An 18,187-nucleotide genomic window follows, 5' to 3' on the forward strand; every position below is an offset into this window, starting at 1 on the left:
TCGCGAGCAAGCTCCCACAGCAATGGGGGGTGGAACGGGCGGGTTAGTTGAGCAACCCGCCCATGCCCTTGGTCAGGCTGTTGAAGCCATTGCCCAGGGCGTCGCCCATGCCTTTGACCGCATCACCGACCTTGCCCGGTGCGGAGAGGATGTTTTCCTCGTACTTGACCTTGCCGATTTCGGTCTGGTCGGCGGTGTTGGCCGCCACCGACAGGGCGGCGGTGGACTTCATGCAACTGGCCCGCTGCGCGCCTTTGCAGACGTGGGTGGCGGCCAGTTTCATGGCGCTGCTGAACACCTTGCACTTGTTGTCGTCGTAGGCGGCGGCGATCAATTCGCCCGAGGTGTTGACCGTGCTCGCGGTGCTTTGCGCGCGGTCGCCGTACTCCCAACCCTTTTTCGCAAAGTTGAAGATCGAGCGCCCGCGCTTGCCGACGATGTTGACGATCGCCCCGGAGGCCGGCAGGGCCGCGCTGAGGATCGCCAGCATGCGCTCCTTGCCGTCGAGTTCCTTGCCGGTCATCCAGTCGCGGCCGGTGAGGGCGCTGTAGCCGTTGACGATGTTGGAGATCACCGGGATGGTTTCCACCACGTCCTTGAGAGCGCTCAGGCCAATGACTTTCCAGTCGAAACCGCCCTTGGGTTCACAGGGCAGTTTTTCGCCCTTGGCCTCGCTGGCCAGGCCCCATGCGGTATCGGGCAGCGTGCTCAGGGGCTCGAGGGCTTTTTTGGTGGCGTCTTCGAGTTTCTCGCTGTATTTGCTGGCGTCCGGGTCTGGATAAATCGTGGTCGGCACCAATGGGCCGATACTCAGGCGCTGGCTCGGCCGGTAGCCTTTGCTGGATTTGCCATCGTCCACGGTGCTGAGCACGTAGTCGCGGCCGACGAACTCCAAGGGCTGGCCGGTGGGGTTGTGGATCACCACCTGGGAGTTGCTGGCGCCGCCGTCGTGATTGTTTTTCACCGCCAAACCGTTCTCGGTCAGGCTGTAGTCGGCCAGGCTCTGGCTGTTGTCGCCCGCCTCGGCAGCCATGCGCTCGCCCAGGGCGTTCATCGCCGCCAGGGAGGCGTCCACCGCTTTGTCGTCGATGCTGGCCGGAATCAGCGCACGGCTGATGTTGGAGTCCTTGAGCAGCGGCACCGCGGACTTGAAGTACGGGTTGTTGAGCAGGTCGGATTTGCCGCCACCCAGCTTCAGCCCGGCGGTCTGGGCCAGCTCCAGAGCGCTGCGTGGGTCGCTCAGGTCGGCTTCAAGGAAGGCTTCGGCTTTCTGCTGCAGGCCGTTGGCCTGGGCCATCACGCTGTTGGCCTTGCTCAGCATCGAGGCGGCGTTGCCAGGCAGGTAGTTCTTGGCGTGCTCCAGGGCCTGCTTCTTGAACTTGTCGCCCACGCAGAACGACGACAGCTCGGCCAGGCCACCGGGGTGGGCGGCTTCGATGAGTTTTCTCTGGGTGTCGCTCAAGCGGTCCGGCTCGCACGGGGTGTCGCGCAGCCACCAGACCAGCCCTTGCATGGCGTAGTGGGCCTGCGGGTTGACCGCGGCGTACTTGTGCAGGTCCTGGGACAGGGGTAGCAGCGCCGGCGGCATGTAGTTGGCGGCCGGGCGCAGGCTCATTTTCGAGCCACGCCACGGGGCGGCCAAACCGTGGTCGTTGCAGTAGGTGAGGATCGCCGCGCCGACAGTCATACCGGGCGGGATGACGATGCTGTCCATGCCGTTCTTGTTGCGGGTCATTTTCAGCGCGGCTTGCTTGCCTTCGCGGTAGGCGCGGCTTTTAGCGATGTAGCGCACCATCGGCACCACGGTACGGCTGACTTCGCGCAGTTCGTCGGCGCTCAGTTCGGTCTTTTGCCCGTACTTGGCCAACAGGGCCTTGACCTGGTCGCCGTAGCGCTGCACTTCGCCGGGTTTGGTCGGGTCGTACACTGGCAAGTCGTCCAGGGGTTGGTGCTCGATCAGTTTCTTGGCGGCCAGGGCGCGCTGCTGGTCCTGCTCGCTCCAGCTGCGAAAGTCCATGCCTGTGCGCCCGTTGCTGCTCAGGCCCAGGCTGGCGGCGGTGTCGTTGGCCATGCCGGTGACAGAAGACAGCGAAGCCAACAGCGAACCGGAGGCATTGCTCAGGTCGCTGGCGGAACCGGGTGTGGTGTCGTTGGATTTGAGGTTGCCGGGCAAACAGCCGACGAGAAAACTGCACAGGGTGATCGCCGCGCTGGCCCGAAGCAACCGCGACGACCGTAACTGCATGATGCTCATAGCATTTCCATTGGCTATTCGAAGAGTGATGCCATATTAATGGCACTGCTTCGCATCGCACAATGCGCCTAGCGAAATCGGCGTGCTACACAAACAGGCTTACTTGGGCGCTGATGCCTATTATTTGTCCCAGGTGGCCGGGCAATCGGTACAGCCTTGCATGTTGCTGTCCTGGAAGTTGGCGTAGTGCTGGCGGGTGCCGGTGAGGGTGGCGTGTTCCAGGTTGCTTTCGCCGAACTTGGCTTCTTGCAGGTTGGCGTCGCTGAGGTTGGCGCCTTTGAGGTCGGCTTTGCTCAGCCAGGTCATTTCCAGGTCGGCGGCTTGCAGGTTGGCGTTGTGCATTTTCGCCCCGGAGAGGCGGGCGAATTCCAGGTAGGCGCCGGTGAGGTTGGCGTCCTTGAATTGGGCGCCCTGGGCAAACATGCCCCAGCCCTGCACGGCCAGCAGCTTGGCGCCGCTGAAGTCGGCCAGGCGCAGGTTGGTCTGTTGCAGGCTGGCGCGGGTCAGGTTGGCGCCTTGCAATTGGGCTTTTTCCAGGTTGGCCAGGTCCAGGCGCGCGTGGCGCAGGTCGGCACCGCGCAGGTCGGCGCCGCTGAGGTTCATTTTGCGCAGGTCCTGGTTGCTCAGTTTGGCGTTGCGCAGGTCGGCGCCAGGGCATTGGCTGGATTCGGCGATCACGCAACCGTTGATGGTCAGTGCGCTGTCGCCACCGTCATCGTCCGTGGCGGCGAGGGCCAGGGGGGCGGTGAGGGCGAGGATCAGAGGCAGGTAGTTCATGACGCAGGACTCCTGGGGTGAAGGCTTGGGGCCGTTGGGCTGTGCCTGTATGGGGGCGGGCAAGCCCGCTCCCATAAGTGAAACAGACCCACGGCCACCTCGTGGCGGCCGTGGGTATCGGCTTACTTCTGGGCGACCTTGCTGTCCCAGCTCGGGATCTTGAAGACCCAGAACGAGCCACCCTGTGCCACCGGTTTGGTCAGCTCGGCCATGTCGCCGCCCCACAGCGGTACCGCGCCGCCGTAGCCAACGGTGACACCGATGTACTGCTCGCCATCCTGTTCCCAGGTGATCGGCGGGGAGACGATGCCGCTGCCGGTCTGGAACTTCCACAGTTCCTTGCCGGTTTTCGCGTCGAAGGCCTTGAAGAAGCCGTCGCCGGTGCCGGTGAACACCAGGTTGCCCTTGGTGGCCAGTACGCCAGCCCACAGTGGCAGTTGCTCTTTATGCTCCCAGACCACCTTGCCGGTGGTGGGGTTCATGGCGCGCAGGGTGCCGACGTGGTCGTCGTACATGCGTTTGATGCGGAACCCCATGCCCAGGTAGGCCGAGCCTTTTTTGTAGTTGACCTCTTCGGTCCAGTATTCCTCTTTCCACTGGTTGCCCGGGATGTAGAACAGGCCGGTGTCCTGGCTGTAGGCCATAGGGTTCCAGTTCTTGCCGCCCAGGAACGGTGGCGAGACCTCGACCGGTTTGCCCTTGGTTTCACCAGGCAATGGTTTGGCCGGGCGCTGGCCTTCGTTCTCTACGGGGCGGCCGGTTTTCAGGTCGATGTGGCTGGCCCAGGTGATGTTGTCCACGAACGGGAAGGCGTTCTGCAATTTGCCGTTGTTGCGGTCCACCACATAGAAGAAGCCGTTGCGGTCGGCGTGGCCGGTGGCCTTGACGACCTTGCCGTCCTTGTCCTTGTAGTCGAACAGCACCAGTTCGTTGTTGCCGGAGAAGTCCCAGGCATCGTTGGGGGTGTGCTGGTAGAACCACTTCACTTCGCCGGTGCTTGGGTCGACGCCGACCTGGCCGGAGGTGTAGAGGCTGTCGTAGTCGTGGGGGTTGCCGTCCTTGGCGGTGCGCGCCCAGGTGTTCCACGGCCCTGGGTTGCCCGCGCCAACGATGATGGTGTTGGTTTCGGGGTCGAAGCTGGCGCTCTGCCAAGGGGCACCGCCACCGTGGCTCCAGGCTTCGACCTTGCCGGTTTCGGTGGTCGGGTCGTTCGGCCAGGATGGCGCCTTCACGTCGCCGGTGGGGGTGCTGTCCTTGCCGTTGAGGCGGCCCATGTGGCCTTCGACGAAGGGCCGCATCCACACTTCTTCGCCGGTGTCCGGGTCGCGGGCGTAGAGCTGGCCGACCACGCCGAATTCATCGCCGGAGCTGCCGTGGATCAGCAGCTCCTTGCCGCTGGTCTTGTCTTTAATCAGCACCGGGGCGCCGGTCATGGTGTAGCCGGCGGCGTGGTCGCCGAATTTCTTGTTCCACACCACTTTGCCGGTGTTTTTGTCCAGGGCGATCAGGCGCGCATCCAGGGTGCCGAAGTAGATTTTGTCGCCAAAGATCGCCGCGCCCCGGTTGACCACGTCACAGCAGGGGCGAATGTTGTCCGGCAGGCGATGGTTGTAGGTCCACAGGCGTTTGCCGGTTTTGGCGTCAAGGGCAAATACCCGCGAGTAGGAACCGGTGACGTACACCACGCCGTCGTTGACGATGGCCTGGGACTCCTGGCCGCGCTGCTTTTCATCACCGAAGGAGTACGACCAGGCGGGGGTCAGCTTGAACACGTTCTTGTCGTTGACCTGGGCCAGGGGGCTCCAGCGCTGGGCGTTGGTGCCCATGCCGTACTGCAGCACATCCTTGGTGGTCAGGTGGTCGTTGGCGATGTCTTCCCAGGTGACGTTCTTGGTGGCAGGGGCAGCGGTAGTGGCGGCAGTGGCACCGGCCGACAGCGACAGACTGCTCACTAGCAGGAAGGCCTGCACGGCGAGGGTCAGCGGGGAGAGGGCGGGTAACGATCTTATTGTCATGGTTGCGGTTCCCAGTGGAGGTTTTGGCCCGACTAAGATGGAACGCCAACGCCTGGGCAGATACGGAAAAAGTCCCGCCCTTGCCGGGAAAACTTCCCGGGCGGGACCTGATTTAGGCCCTCGCCACAAGGCCTGCTACCAAGGGAGTAGAACGCGGCCACCAAAGCAGCATACGGGCCTGCGCAAGCGGTTCCTAAGATGAGCCACGACCTCTGTAGCCAGGGGTAGCGTGCACTCTTGAGGACCTAATAATGACAACAACCCCACGTAATGCCTTGCTCCTCGCCAGCCTGTTGGCCGGCCTGATGGGCGCAGGTTCGGTGATGGCCCACGGCAATGTGGTGCCCCAGGCGGTAGAAACCAAAGGCCTTACGCCGATCAAGGATGCCGGTGTGGCGCTCGATGGCGACGGTTGGGCGGCGGTCAACCCTTACCGCACCACAGGCGAGCGCGAGAAAGCCGTGGAAATCGGCTCCTCGGCCTACAACCAGAACTGCGCCGCGTGCCATGGCCTGGAAGCCAAATCCGGCGGTATCGCCCCAGACCTGCGCATGCTCGACGCCGGCGAGGTCGGGGATGAGTGGTTCGTCGAACGGGTGCGCCACGGCGCGGTGCGTGATGGCCGCGTGTACATGCCCAAGATGGCCGACTACTTGAGCCAGGAAGCCTTGTGGGCAGTGCGCACCTACCTGGACAGCGTGCACGTCGAGGAATAAACCCTGAACCCGCTCGCCGTCTTAAACGCTGCACGAACCCACAGGAGTGGTCGATGAACTGGCGAGCGTATTGCCTGTTGGCCTGCTGGCTGCCTTTGGCGGCCGTGGCCGAACCCGTGACGCCGGGCAAGGACCCGGTGCCCTCGGTGATGTGGGCCTTCTATCACAAGCAGATTCTCAATGACGCGCCCTTCGTTTTCGATGAGCGGGTCAAGTTGTTGGCGCCGCCCTTCGCTGAAGACGCGCGGCAAGTGCCCCTGGAAATCGACGCTCGGGCCTTGCAGGGGGAAGTGGTGAAGATCCTCGCCTGGGCCGAACTCAACCCTTTGCCCCGGATCGTCGATTTCGAGCCCGGGGAGGGCGTGTTGCCCTGGTTGTCGATCCGTATCCGCATCGAGCAGGCCACGCCCTTGCGTGCTGCCGTGCTGACCCGCGATGGCCTGTGGCACGTGGGTTCGACCCTGATCGACGCCGCCGGTGGCGGTTGCACCGCGCCCAGCGTGGTGCGCAGCCAGCCCGGCTGGGAAGACCACATCGGCGAAGTGCTGGGCGGGCGTTATCCGCGCGGCGAGTTCAGCCGCTTGCGCCTGCAAGTGGCGCACCCGATGGACAACGGCATGGTCGGCGGCATCCCGGAATTCTTCCTCAACCAGGCCCAGTTGCAGGACAGCGCCGGCAAGGTCCTGGCCAACCTCACGCTGTACCCGGCGGTGAGCGAAAACCCCAGCCTGGGCTTTGACGTGGAGGGGGCCGGGCAGACGCGGCTGGTCCTGCGCGATAACAGCGGCAATCAATTCGATGCGGCGATTCCCTGACGATATAAGGAGCGCGCCATGCGCTGGATGCTGCTGTTGTGCCTGGCCGTCAGTTGTGCGGCCACGGCGGACCTGGACTACCACCTCAAACCCCGGCAGATCGCCGAGCACACCTGGCTGCTGGAGGGCAGCACCGCCAACTTCGCCAAGGACAACGGCGGCAATATCGTCAACACCGGGTTTATCGTCACCGAGGCGGGCGTGGTGGTGATCGACACCGGGCCCTCCAAGCGCTACGGCGAAGCCCTGCGCGCGGCGATCGCGACGGTCACCGACAAACCGGTGGTCGAAGTGCTGCTGACCCACCACCACCCGGACCACGTATTGGGCAACCAGGCCTTCGCCGGCGTGCCCATCAGTGCCTTGCCGGGCACCGCCGAGCTGTTGCAGCAACAAGGCGATGCTATGGCCGAGAACCTGTACCGCATGGTGGGCGATTGGATGCGCGGCACCGAAGTGGTGCTGCCCAACCGCTCGGTGGAACCTGGCGTGCGCACGGTGGGCGGCCATCGCCTGCGCCTGCTGGGGCTGCATGGGCATACCGGCGCGGACCTGGCGATCCTGGACGAGCGCACCGGCGTGCTGTTCGCCGGCGACCTGGTGTTCTACGAACGCGCCCTGACCACCCCCAACACACCGGGCCTGGAGGTGTGGCGGGCGGACATCGCCACCTTGCAGGCACTGCCCTGGAAAACCATCGTCCCCGGCCACGGCCCGCTGGCCACAGACTCCAAGCCGTTCGTGCAGATGGACGACTACCTGAGCTGGCTCGACCGCCTCATGCGCGACGGCGCCGCCCAGGGCAGCGACATGGCCGAGATGATCCGCAGCCCCATCCCCGAACGCTTCGCCGCCATCAGCCTGAGCCGCTACGAACTGATCCGCAGTGTCAGCCACCTGTACCCGCGCTACGAGCGCGAGCGAATGCAGCGGGTGGACGACCAGCGGCCGTGAGGACGGTGGCCGCGCAGTTCGCCCGGGTGGCGATCCGGCGCTGGCGATCGAGCGGCCGACATTTAGGTTGGATGTTGCACAGCCATCGCCTGTAGTAAGCGGGCTTGCCCGCTTACTACTAAATAACGAGGAGCCCCCCTGCCAACGGCGCATTCGTCTGGAGGGCGGGGCTCTCTACCATCGATTCATCGCTTGCCCACCCGGCAGGCATCGACCCAACCGAGGCCCTACATGATCTACGCCCAACCTGGAACACCTGGCGCCGTTGTGACCTTCAAGCCACGCTACGGCAACTTCATCGGCGGTGAGTTTGTCGCCCCTGTCAACGGCGAATACTTCACCAACACTTCACCGGTCAACGGCGAGGTGATCGCCGAGTTCCCCCGTTCCAGTGCCGCCGATGTCGAAAAAGCCCTGGACGCCGCCCATGCCGCCGCCGATGCCTGGGGCAAGACCAGCGCCCAGGACCGCTCCCTGGTGCTGCTGAAAATCGCCGACCGGATCGAGCAAAACCTGGAAATCCTCGCCGTCAGCGAAACCTGGGACAACGGCAAAGCCGTGCGCGAAACCCTCAATGCCGACGTGCCCCTGGCCGCCGACCATTTCCGCTACTTTGCCGGGTGCATCCGCGCCCAAGAGGGCGGCGCCGCCGAAATCAACGAACTGACCACCGCCTACCACTTCCACGAGCCGCTGGGCGTGGTGGGGCAGATCATCCCGTGGAACTTCCCGCTGCTGATGGCCGCATGGAAACTCGCCCCGGCCCTGGCCGCGGGTAACTGCATCGTGCTCAAACCCGCCGAACAGACGCCGCTGTCGATCATGGTGTTCGCCGAATTGATCGCCGACCTGCTGCCACCGGGCGTGCTCAACATCGTCCAGGGCTTTGGCCGCGAGGCGGGCGAGGCCCTGGCCACCAGCAAACGCATCGCCAAGATCGCCTTCACCGGTTCCACCCCAGTGGGCGCGCACATCATGCATTGCGCCGCCGAGAACATCATTCCCAGCACCGTGGAGCTGGGCGGCAAATCGCCGAACATCTTCTTCGAAGACATCATGAACGCTGAGCCCGCGTTCATCGAAAAAGCCGCCGAAGGCCTGGTGCTGGCGTTCTTCAACCAGGGTGAAGTGTGCACCTGCCCGTCCCGCGCCCTGGTGCAGGAATCCATCTACGAGCCGTTCATGGCCGAGGTGATGAAGAAGATCGTCAAGATCAAGCGTGGCAACCCGCTGGACACCGACACCATGGTCGGCGCCCAAGCCTCTGAGCAGCAGTACGACAAGATCCTCTCGTACCTGAAAATCGCCCAGGAAGAGGGCGCCGAACTGCTCACCGGCGGCGCGGCGGAACGCCTGGAAGGCGACCTGGCCAGCGGTTACTACATCCAGCCCACGCTGCTCAAGGGCCACAACAAAATGCGCGTGTTCCAGGAAGAAATCTTCGGCCCGGTGGTGGGTGTCACCACGTTCAAGGACGAAGCCGAAGCCCTGGCCATTGCCAACGACAGTGAGTTCGGCCTGGGCGCCGGCCTGTGGACCCGCGACATCAACCGCGCCTACCGCATGGGCCGGGCGATCAAGGCCGGGCGCGTGTGGACCAACTGCTACCACCTGTACCCGGCCCACGCCGCGTTCGGTGGCTACAAGAAGTCTGGCGTCGGCCGGGAAAACCACAAGATGATGCTCGACCACTATCAGCAGACCAAAAACCTGCTGGTGAGCTACGACATCAACCCGCTGGGGTTCTTCTGAGTCACCCCACCTCGGGGTGCCAACGGGTGTAGCAGCGGGCTCGCCCGCGCTGGAGTGCGAAGCGCTCCCCTGGGGTGGGCCTGCCTTGCCACCGACCAGGGCCGCTGCGCGCCCCCGCGCGGGCGAGCCCGCTTGCTACGCCGTACCCTGTTAGCCCCGCCTTTTGGTATCTCCTACCAACGCACCGCCCAAGCTCCTTCCAAAGTAGCATTCGGCCCCGCCGCGGCCCGTGTGTTAATGCCTCTACCGGAATCGCCCGGCACAAGAAGAGGACTGCCCCATGTGGACTAAACCCGCGTTTACCGACCTGCGCATTGGCTTTGAAGTAACCATGTATTTCGCCAATCGCTAAGGGACCGCCCGGCCAGCCGTGGGCTTGGTCGGGCTTGTTTCGCGGAGCCTGCAACCATGCATATCAGGATTCTCGGTTCTGCCGCCGGTGGCGGTTTTCCGCAGTGGAACTGCAATTGCCGCAACTGCGCCGGGGTACGCAATGGCAGCCTGCGCGCGCAGCCGCGCACCCAGTCCTCGATTGCCCTGAGCGACAACGGCGTCGATTGGATTTTGTGCAACGCCTCGCCGGACATTCGTGTGCAACTGGCCTCGTTCCCGGCCCTGCAACCGGCCCGCCGCCTGCGCGACAGCGCGATTGCCGGCATCATCCTGCTGGACAGCCAGATCGATCACTGCACCGGCCTGCTGAGCCTGCGCGAGGGCTGCCCGCACACGGTGTGGTGTACCGAGATGGTGCATCAGGACTTGACCCGCGGTTTCCCGCTGTTCCCCATGCTCAGCCACTGGAACGGCGGCCTGCAGTGGCAGCCTATCGCCTTGGACGGCGCGCCGTTCACTGTTCCCGCATGCGTTCATCTGCAGTTGCGCGCCATTCCCTTGCGCAGCAGTGCGCCGCCGTACTCGCCCCATCGCGGCAACCCGCACCCGGGTGACAACATCGGCCTGTTTATCGAAGACTTGCGCAGCGGCGCTAGCCTGTTCTACGCCCCGGGCCTGGGCCAGGTGGATGAAGCCTTGCTGGGCTGGATGGGCCGGGCCGATTGCCTGCTGCTGGACGGCACCCTGTGGCGCGACGACGAAATGCGCCGCTGCGGGGTGGGCGACAAACTGGGCAGCGACATGGGCCACCTGCCGCAAAGCGGCCCCGGCGGCATGCTTGAGGTGCTGGAAGGCTTCGGCGCGCAGCGCAAGGTGCTGATCCACATCAACAACACCAACCCGATCCTGGACGAAGACTCCAGCGAACGCGCCCTGCTGACCCAGCGCGGTATCGAAGTGGCGTTCGATGGGATGGATATTCACCTGTAGCCCCGTAGTGGGCGGGAGAGGGCTGTGGAGGCGAACCTGTGTGGGCGCGGGCTTTGCCCGCGATGAGGCCGGTACAGCCACCGCATCTATGGCGGTTGCAATGTAGCTATCGTGAGCAGGCCCCCCCACAGAGCAGCCACACCGGCCACACGGGGCCGCGCAGCCCAACCCTTTGGTCTGATTGCATTCGTAACAAGATGCTTTAGGCTGGCCGGTATCTTCAAAACAATAAAAAGGCTTTCCATGAGCCAGCACCTCAGCCAACTGCGTAAGTTCGTTTCCCCTGAAATCATCTTCGGCGCCGGTTGCCGGCATAACGTAGGCAACTACGCGAAAACCTTCGGCGCACGCAAGGTGCTGGTGGTCAGCGACCCGGGCGTGATCGCCGCCGGCTGGGTCGCGGATGTCGAGGCCAGCCTGCAAGCCCAGGGCATCGACTATTGCCTGTACAGCGCGGTATCGCCCAACCCACGGGTGGAGGAGGTGATGCTGGGCGCCGAAACCTACCGCGAGAACCATTGCGACGTGATCGTCGCCGTGGGCGGAGGCAGCCCGATGGATTGCGGCAAGGCCATCGGCATTGTGGTCGCCCACGGGCGCAGCATCCTTGAGTTCGAAGGCGTGGACACCATCCGCGTGCCGAGCCCGCCGCTGATCCTGATCCCGACCACCGCTGGCACGTCGGCGGACGTCTCGCAGTTCGTCATCATCTCCAACCAGCAAGAACGCATGAAGTTCTCCATCGTCAGCAAGGCCGTGGTGCCCGATGTGTCGCTGATCGACCCGCAAACCACCCTGAGCATGGACCCGTTCCTGGCCGCCTGTACCGGCATCGATGCGTTGGTGCACGCCATCGAGGCGTTCGTCTCCACCGGCCACGGCCCGCTCACCGACCCCCATGCGCTGGAGGCCATGCGCCTGATTAACGGCAATTTGGTGCAGATGATCGCCAACCCCACGGATATCGAACTGCGCGAGAAGATCATGCTCGGCAGCATGCAGGCCGGGTTGGCGTTTTCCAATGCGATCCTTGGCGCAGTGCACGCCATGTCCCATAGCCTGGGGGGCTTTCTGGACCTGCCCCATGGCTTGTGCAATGCGGTGCTGGTGGAGCATGTGGTGGCGTTCAATTACAACTCGGCGCCGGATCGTTTCAAGGTCATTGCCCAGACCTTCGGCATCGACTGCCGTGGCCTCAACCACCGGCAGGTCTGCGCGCGCCTGGTGGAGCACCTGATTGCCCTCAAGCATTCCATTGGCTTTCACGAAACCCTCGGCCTGCATGGCGTGCGCACCGCTGACATTCCGTTCCTGTCCCAGCACGCCATGCACGACCCGTGCATCCTCACCAACCCGCGCGAATCGAGCCAGCGTGACGTCGAGGTCGTCTATGGCGAAGCCCTCTGAGGAACAGCAACGGGCCCTGGCCGGGCTGCTGGGCCTGGGCAGCCATTCGGCGCGCAAGAGCCACTACCCGGAACTGGCGGCACGCCTCGATGACCTGGAAACCGAACGCAACCGCTATAAATGGCTGTTCGAGCATGCGGTACATGGGATCTTCCAGGCCAGCCTGCAAGACGGCATGCGCGCCGCCAACCCAGCCCTGGCCTGGATGCTCGGCTACGAGACGCCCCAGGACGTGCTGTTTTCCCTGACCGACCTGGCTAGCCACCTGTTTGTCGGCGGTGCCGAGGAGTTGCAGGCCATCGGCGCGCGTCTGCAACTGCAACGCAGCCTGCTGGGCTACGAAACCCAGTTGCGGCGCAAGGACGGTAGCCAGCTCGACGTGCTGATGAACCTGTTGCTCAAGCCCGACCAGGATGGCCTGGTGGAAGGCTTCGTCACCGACATCACCGAGCGCAAACTGGCCCAGCAGCGTTTGCAGCAGCTCAACGATGAGCTGGAGCAACGGGTCACGGCGCGCACCGATGAGTTGCTCGAAGCCAACCGCAACCTGCAACAGCAGATCGAACGCCGCGAGCAGATCGAACGGGCCCTGCGCGATGCCCGCGACGCCGCCCAAGCGGCCAACCGCAGCAAGGACAAATACCTCGCCGCTGCCAGCCACGACCTGCTGCAACCCCTCAACGCCGCGCGTTTGCTGATTGCCACTTTGCGCGAACGGGCGCTGCCGGAGGCGGAACACACACTGGTGGAGCGCACCCATCAGGCGTTGGAAGGTGCCGAAGACCTGCTCACCGATCTGCTGGACATCTCCAAACTCGATCAAGCGGCGGTCAAGCCGGATATCGCCCTGTATCGCCTCGATGAACTGCTCGCGCCGCTGCTCTCGGAGTTCCAGTCCGTGGCCCAGGCCTCGGGCCTGGAGCTGCGTGGCCGGGTCGGCGACTTCGCCATCCTTACCGACCTGCGCCTGATGACCCGCATCCTGCGCAACTTTCTCAGCAATGCCTGCCGTTACACCGAACACGGCACCATCCTATTGGGCGCCCGGCGCCGGGGCGATGTGTTGCGGGTGGAGGTCTGGGACACCGGGCGCGGCATCGAGGCCGAGCGTTTGCAGTCGATCTTCCTGGAGTTCAACCAACTCGACGTCGGCCGCGCCGCCGACCGCAAGGGCGTGGGCCTGGGCCTGGCCATCGTCGAGCGTATCGCCAAGATCCTCGACTACCGGGTGCGGGTGCGCTCCTGGCCGGGGCGCGGCTCGATGTTCAGCATCGATGTGCCCATCTCCCGCGAAGTACCCATGGCCCTAAACCTGGCAACGCCCCAGGCAGGCACCGGCAACCCACTGCCGGGGCGGCGTTTGCTGGTGTTGGACAATGAAGTCAGCATCCTGCAGAGCATGAGCGCGCTGCTGGAGCAATGGGGCTGCGAGGTAGTGACCGCCACCGATGAAGTGGCGGCGCTGCTGGCCCTGAACGAACGGGCGCCGGAACTGATCCTTGCCGATTTCCACCTGGACCACGGCATCGTCGGCTGTGACGTGGTGCGCCACCTGCGCGAGCACTTTGGCCTGCGCATCCCGGCGGTCATCGTCACCGCCGACCGCAGCGACCCGTGCCGCCGCGCCCTGAAAAAACTTGGTGCGCCGCTGCTCAACAAACCGGTCAAGCCCGGCAAATTACGCGCGGTGCTCAGCCAGTTGTTGGGGTAGGGCTGCTCCCCCCTGCGCACCGCGCGCCTGAAACAACGCCACCTTGCCGCAAAGCACGACCTGCACCTCACGAAAGTGCAAGCACAGTTGCTGCTCAAGCGCCTGCTGGGTGTCATTGCGATTGCCGAAGATGCCCTTGCGGTTGTACAGCGCCATCAGTTTTCGGCCCAGGGCGTTATGGTTCGTGCTGTCGCCCAAGATGGTCGCACCATAGATCACGCCGTCAGGCGCAAGGTGCGTCTTGAGGTGTTGGAACACCACCCCCTTGTCCATCAGGGTGCCGGGCAAGCAATGCAGCAGGTAAAAGAGGGAAATCGAATCGAAGGCCCCCTCGGGCTGGGGAGGCAATGGCGTCATTACATCGTGCTGAATCAACCGCGTGTCTGCGCGCCCCAGTCGATGACTGGCGGCGTGCAGGCTGTTGGCGTTCAGGTCCAGCAAAGTGAGAGGCCCCTGCGCGCTGGATGCGGCGTGGCGCAGGTAGTAACCGGTGCCGACGCCCACGTCCAGATGCCGCGGGCCCATGTGCTGCCTGAAGAAAGGTAGGAGCACCGTGGGTGTAGGGCAGCGCCAGGCAAACCGGTTGGACAGGCCCAGTACCCATGCGTCATAGAGTTTGAGCATCAAAGGGGAATAAACGGCGGCGCCTTTTTCAGTGGAATGGGGCATGGTCGGGCCTCTGTCTGAGTGATAACGCGGGCACGCTAGCACAGCCAAAAGCCTGGCTTAGGCCAGTGTCACTACCGGATGTAACGACACTGAACGATTGTGATCCGCGCTTTGACGCCTATTTTTGCGCGGTCATCACGCGGCCTAGGGCTACGATTGACGTAGCCCGCCTGCGGCTGCGCTCTCAAAACTGCGCGGCGTCCAGGCCGAACAGTGAGGCGCTGCCGGCACGAATGGATTGCTCCAGGCTCAAGATGCGCGGCAGCAGGCGCTGGATGTAGAAGTTCGCGGTGGCGACTTTGGCGCCATAAAAGCCTGGGTCTTGGGCCAGCTTCTGCTCGGCGACCTGCGCCATGCGCGCCCACAGCCAGGCGTAAGCGACATACCCGAACAGGTGCAGGTACTCCACCGACGCCGCGCCGACTTCGTTGCGGTTGCTCGCGGCCTGGGTGTGCAACCAGTCGCTCAGGTCCTCCAGGCGCTGTACCGCGTCGAGCAACTGCGCGGCATAGGGGGCGTTGGGTTGCTGGGCGAACTGACGGATTTGCGCGGTGAACTGGCGCAACGCGGCGCCGTTGTCAGGCAGCACCTTGCGCCCCAGCAGGTCCAGCGCCTGGATGCCGTTGGTGCCTTCGTAGATTTGCGCGATGCGCACGTCGCGCACCAATTGTTCCTGGCCCCATTCGCGGATGTAGCCATGGCCACCGAACACTTGCTGGCCGTGGATGCAGCTGTCCAGGCCGGTGTCGGTGAAAAACGCCTTGGCGATGGGTGTCAGCAGCGCGACCTGGCCCTGGGCGATATCGCGCTCCTGGGCATCGTCGGAGAATTTCGCCAGGTCCAGTTGTTGCCCGACATAGCTGGCGAAGGCGCGCCCGCCCTCGGTCATGGCCTTCATGGTGAGCAACATGCGCCGAACATCGGGGTGCACGATGATCGGGTCGGCCACCTTATCGGCCGCGACGGCGCCGCTCGGCGCGCGGCTTTGCAGGCGCTCGCGGGCGTAGGCCACGGCGCTTTGATAGGAGGCTTCGGCGCAGCCAATGCCTTGAATGCCGATGGACAGGCGTTCGTAGTTCATCATGGTGAACATCGCCGCCAAGCCTTTGTTGGCTTCGCCCACCAGCCAGCCACTGGCGCCGTCGAAGTTCATCACACAGGTGGCGGACGCCTTGATACCCATCTTGTGCTCGATGGAACCGCAGCTCACCGCGTTGGGCTGGCCCAGGGTTCCGTCGGTATTGACCAGAACCTTGGGCACCACGAACAGCGAGATGCCTTTGGGCCCGGGCGGGGCGTCGGGCAGCTTGGCCAGCACCAGGTGCACGATGTTTTCCGTCAGGTCATGATCGCCGCCGGTGATGAAGATCTTGCTGCCGGTGATGCTGAAACTGCCGTCGGCGCGGGGCTCGGCGCGGCTGCGGATAAGCCCCAGGTCGGTGCCGGCATGGGCTTCGGTCAGGCACATGGAACCGGCCCAGCGGCCTTCGTACATGGGCGGCAGGTAGAGGTTTTTCAACGTCTCGCTGGCGTGGGCGTCCAGGGCCAGGCAGGCACCTGAGCTCAAGGCCGAGTACAGCGCGAAGCTGGAGTTGGCGGCGTAGAGCATTTCTTCAAACTGCACGGCAAGCATCTTGGGCATGCCCATGCCGCCGTATTGGGTGTTCCCCGACAGGCCCACCCAGCCACCTTCGATGTACGTGGCATAGGCTTGCTTGAAACCGATGGGGGTGGTGACTTGGCCTTCCTGCCATTGGGCGCCTTCTTCGTCGCCGCTACGGTTCAGGGGCGCGATCAGGTGCGAAGTGACTTTACCCGCCTCTTCCAGGATGGCGTCGGCGATACCCGCATCGATGTTCTCGGCCAGGGCCGGCAGGCGCGCCCACAGGGCCGGGGCGTCGAAGACTTCATGGAGGACGAAGCGCAGGTCGCGCAGAGGGGCGTTGAACGGGGGCATAGGTGAACCTCGACAGAACGGTTGTGCGGTGGCAGCGGCGGGGCAGATGCCGCCGCCGGCCAGTTGACAGAGGGGGCGGGTTACAGGGCCTTGGCCCAGTCGCGCAGCATGTACTTCTGGATCTTGCCGGTGGAGGTTTTGGGCAACTGGGTGAACACCACCGTGCGCGGGACTTTGAAACCCGCCAGGTGCTCGCGGCAGAAATGGAGGATGTCGGCTTCGCGAACATCCTGATGATCGGCCTTGAGGGTGATGAAGGCGCACGGCGTTTCGCCCCACTTTTCATCAGGGCGGGCGACCACGGCGGCTTCCATCACGCCGGGGTGGCGGTAAAGCACGCCTTCGAGCTCGATGGTGGAAATGTTCTCGCCACCGGAAATGATGATGTCTTTGAGGCGATCCTTGATCTCGACATAGCCATCGGGGTGGCACACCGCCAGGTCGCCGGTGTGGAACCAGCCACCCTCGAAAGCCTCGGCGGTGGCCGTGGGGTTCTTGAGGTAGCCCTTCATCACCGTATTGCCGCGCATGAACACTTCGCCGATGGTCTGGCCGTCGCGAGGGGTTGGCTCCAGGGTCTTGGAGTCGCCGACCATCACGCCTTCCAGCGTGGGGTAGCGCACCCCCTGGCGGGATTTGATCTGGGCGCGCTCGTGCAGCGGCAGCGCATCCCATTCGGCATGCCAGGCACAGAGGGTCACGGGGCCATACGTCTCGGTCAGGCCATAGACGTGGGTGACCTTGATGCCCATCTCTTCCACGGCGCCAATGACCTTGGCTGGTGGCGCCGCGCCGGCCACCATGGCGCTGACTGGGTGGTCGATGGCCGCTTTTGCCGATTCCGGCATGTTCACCAGGGCATTGAGCACGATCGGGGCACCACACAGGTGCGTGACCTGGTGTTCGCGGATCAGGGTAAGAATTTTTTGCGGGTCGACCCGCCGCAGGAACACATGCACCCCGGCCAGAGCGGTGATTGTCCAGGGGTAGCACCAGCCGTTGCAGTGGAACATCGGCAGGGTCCAGAGGTACACCGGGTGATTACCCATGGCCCAGGTCATCTGGTTGCCCAGGGCATTGAGGTAGGCGCCGCGGTGGTGATAGACCACGCCTTTGGGGTTGCCGGTGGTGCCCGAGGTGTAGTTCAGCGAGATGGCTTGCCACTCGTCGAGTGGCCATTGCCAGGCGAACGCCGGGTCGCCTTCTGCCAGCAGCGCTTCGTAGTCCAGGTCACTGACAGCCTGGCCCTCACCGTACTCCGGGTCGTTGACGTCGATGACCAGCGGCGGGTGATCGAGCATGCCAATGGCGGCGTGGATCACGTCGTGGAATTCCCGGTCGGTGATAAGCACCTTGGCTTCGCCGTGCTGCAGCATGAAGGCGATGGCTTCGGCATCCAGGCGCACGTTGAGTGGGTTGAGCACGGCACCGATCATCGGCACGCCAAAATGAGCTTCAAGCATTTCGGGAATGTTGGGCAGCATCAAGGCCACGGTGTCGTTCTTGCCGATGCCGCGCCCGGCCAACGCCGATGCGAGGCGGCGGCAGCGCTCGTAGGTTTGTGCCCAGGAGCGGCGGATCGAACCGTGGATCACGGCGGGGTAGTTGGGATAAACGCTGGCGGTACGCTCCAGGAAGCTGAGCGGAGACAAGGCGATATGATTGACAACCGAAGGGCTTAGCCCTTGTTCATAGATGGACATATGCGGGTACTCGATGGCTGATTGTTAGCTCTATTCGGTGGCGCTTGAGCATCGTTGCCGTGGCCACCGTTGATATCCGGGGTGCTTTATATAACAAGCGCCTCTTGATATGGAAGTACAACCTATGGCGTATA

General features: G+C 64.0%; 14 protein-coding genes. 8 read left to right on the forward strand and 6 right to left on the reverse strand.

Annotated elements, in window-relative coordinates:
* Positions 1-43: 43 nt before the first annotated feature.
* From AC19YT_RS14685 to exaA, 3 genes are all read right to left on the reverse strand, one after another.
* Positions 44-2,254, reverse strand: coding sequence for a pre-toxin TG domain-containing protein (locus AC19YT_RS14685; protein ID WP_500610503.1), 2,211 nt, complete (start codon positions 2,252-2,254; stop codon positions 44-46).
* Positions 2,255-2,374: 120 nt separating this feature from the next.
* Positions 2,375-3,031 carry a pentapeptide repeat-containing protein gene (locus tag AC19YT_RS14690; RefSeq protein WP_095108415.1) on the reverse strand — a complete coding sequence of 219 codons (657 nt, stop codon included), beginning with the start codon at positions 3,029-3,031 and terminating at the stop codon, positions 2,375-2,377.
* Between the two features lie 122 nt (positions 3,032-3,153).
* Complete coding sequence (exaA, locus tag AC19YT_RS14695) at positions 3,154-5,046, reverse strand: quinoprotein ethanol dehydrogenase (RefSeq protein WP_500610504.1); 1,893 nt, start codon at positions 5,044-5,046, stop codon at positions 3,154-3,156.
* A gap of 251 nt (positions 5,047-5,297) precedes the next feature.
* On the opposite strand from exaA, the gene pedF reads away from it, so the two are divergent.
* The 8 genes from pedF (at position 5,298) to AC19YT_RS14735 (ending at position 13,724) form a co-directional block, all read left to right on the forward strand.
* The gene (pedF, locus tag AC19YT_RS14700; protein ID WP_095108413.1) at positions 5,298-5,762 is read left to right on the forward strand and encodes a cytochrome c-550 PedF; all 465 of its coding nucleotides are present in this window, start codon (positions 5,298-5,300) and stop codon (positions 5,760-5,762) included.
* Positions 5,763-5,815: 53 nt separating this feature from the next.
* Positions 5,816-6,577, forward strand: coding sequence for a quinoprotein dehydrogenase-associated SoxYZ-like carrier (locus AC19YT_RS14705; protein ID WP_500610505.1), 762 nt, complete (start codon positions 5,816-5,818; stop codon positions 6,575-6,577).
* An 18-nt stretch (positions 6,578-6,595) separates the two neighbouring features.
* The gene (locus AC19YT_RS14710) at positions 6,596-7,531 is read left to right on the forward strand and encodes a quinoprotein relay system zinc metallohydrolase 1 (RefSeq protein WP_095108411.1); all 936 of its coding nucleotides are present in this window, start codon (positions 6,596-6,598) and stop codon (positions 7,529-7,531) included.
* Positions 7,532-7,762: 231 nt separating this feature from the next.
* Positions 7,763-9,283, forward strand: a complete 1,521-nt coding sequence (gene exaC, locus AC19YT_RS14715; protein ID WP_095108410.1) for an acetaldehyde dehydrogenase ExaC — start codon at positions 7,763-7,765, stop codon at positions 9,281-9,283.
* 280 nt (positions 9,284-9,563) lie between these two features.
* Entirely contained in the window at positions 9,564-9,635 is a 72-nt protein-coding gene (gene pqqA, locus AC19YT_RS14720; protein ID WP_003253598.1) for a pyrroloquinoline quinone precursor peptide PqqA, read from the forward strand.
* Positions 9,636-9,691: 56 nt separating this feature from the next.
* A complete protein-coding gene (pqqB, locus tag AC19YT_RS14725; RefSeq protein ID WP_500610506.1) occupies positions 9,692-10,606 on the forward strand; it encodes a pyrroloquinoline quinone biosynthesis protein PqqB in 915 nt (304 codons plus the stop codon).
* Between the two features lie 243 nt (positions 10,607-10,849).
* Positions 10,850-12,013 (forward strand): alcohol dehydrogenase-like regulatory protein ErcA, encoded by a 1,164-nt coding sequence (gene ercA / locus AC19YT_RS14730; RefSeq protein WP_095108408.1) that lies wholly within the window; start codon positions 10,850-10,852, stop codon positions 12,011-12,013.
* A complete protein-coding gene (locus AC19YT_RS14735; protein WP_500610507.1) occupies positions 11,997-13,724 on the forward strand; it encodes a PAS domain-containing hybrid sensor histidine kinase/response regulator in 1,728 nt (575 codons plus the stop codon). The genes ercA and AC19YT_RS14735 overlap by 17 nt, the downstream gene beginning before the upstream one ends.
* Here the strand turns inward: AC19YT_RS14735 and AC19YT_RS14740 are convergent.
* The 3 genes from AC19YT_RS14740 to AC19YT_RS14750 all read right to left on the reverse strand — a co-directional run bounded on the left by AC19YT_RS14740 (position 13,692) and on the right by AC19YT_RS14750 (position 18,053).
* Entirely contained in the window at positions 13,692-14,393 is a 702-nt protein-coding gene (locus AC19YT_RS14740; protein ID WP_500610508.1) for a class I SAM-dependent methyltransferase, read from the reverse strand. The two genes, AC19YT_RS14735 and AC19YT_RS14740, sit on opposite strands and share 33 nt — an antisense overlap.
* A gap of 184 nt (positions 14,394-14,577) precedes the next feature.
* A complete protein-coding gene (locus AC19YT_RS14745) occupies positions 14,578-16,350 on the reverse strand; it encodes an acyl-CoA dehydrogenase C-terminal domain-containing protein (protein WP_500610509.1) in 1,773 nt (590 codons plus the stop codon).
* 80 nt (positions 16,351-16,430) lie between these two features.
* Positions 16,431-18,053, reverse strand: coding sequence for an acyl-CoA synthetase (locus tag AC19YT_RS14750; RefSeq protein ID WP_095108404.1), 1,623 nt, complete (start codon positions 18,051-18,053; stop codon positions 16,431-16,433).
* Positions 18,054-18,187 lie beyond the last annotated feature (134 nt).

The sequence above is a fragment of the Pseudomonas sp. MF08875 genome, assembly GCF_059862525.1.

Excerpts from the sequence above, each read along its gene's own strand:
- AC19YT_RS14740 (WP_500610508.1), bottom strand. The coding sequence starts at position 14,393 with ATGCCCCATTCCACTGAAAAAGGCGCCGCCGTTTATTCCCCTTTGATG.
- AC19YT_RS14705 (WP_500610505.1), top strand. The coding sequence starts at position 5,816 with ATGAACTGGCGAGCGTATTGCCTGTTGGCCTGCTGGCTGCCTTTGGCG.
- AC19YT_RS14735 (WP_500610507.1), top strand. The coding sequence starts at position 11,997 with ATGGCGAAGCCCTCTGAGGAACAGCAACGGGCCCTGGCCGGGCTGCTG.
- pedF (WP_095108413.1), top strand. The coding sequence starts at position 5,298 with ATGACAACAACCCCACGTAATGCCTTGCTCCTCGCCAGCCTGTTGGCC.
- pqqB (WP_500610506.1), top strand. The coding sequence starts at position 9,692 with ATGCATATCAGGATTCTCGGTTCTGCCGCCGGTGGCGGTTTTCCGCAG.
- AC19YT_RS14685 (WP_500610503.1), bottom strand. The coding sequence starts at position 2,254 with ATGAGCATCATGCAGTTACGGTCGTCGCGGTTGCTTCGGGCCAGCGCG.
- AC19YT_RS14750 (WP_095108404.1), bottom strand. The coding sequence starts at position 18,053 with ATGTCCATCTATGAACAAGGGCTAAGCCCTTCGGTTGTCAATCATATC.
- AC19YT_RS14690 (WP_095108415.1), bottom strand. The coding sequence starts at position 3,031 with ATGAACTACCTGCCTCTGATCCTCGCCCTCACCGCCCCCCTGGCCCTC.
- AC19YT_RS14745 (WP_500610509.1), bottom strand. The coding sequence starts at position 16,350 with ATGCCCCCGTTCAACGCCCCTCTGCGCGACCTGCGCTTCGTCCTCCAT.
- exaA (WP_500610504.1), bottom strand. The coding sequence starts at position 5,046 with ATGACAATAAGATCGTTACCCGCCCTCTCCCCGCTGACCCTCGCCGTG.
- ercA (WP_095108408.1), top strand. The coding sequence starts at position 10,850 with ATGAGCCAGCACCTCAGCCAACTGCGTAAGTTCGTTTCCCCTGAAATC.
- exaC (WP_095108410.1), top strand. The coding sequence starts at position 7,763 with ATGATCTACGCCCAACCTGGAACACCTGGCGCCGTTGTGACCTTCAAG.
- AC19YT_RS14710 (WP_095108411.1), top strand. The coding sequence starts at position 6,596 with ATGCGCTGGATGCTGCTGTTGTGCCTGGCCGTCAGTTGTGCGGCCACG.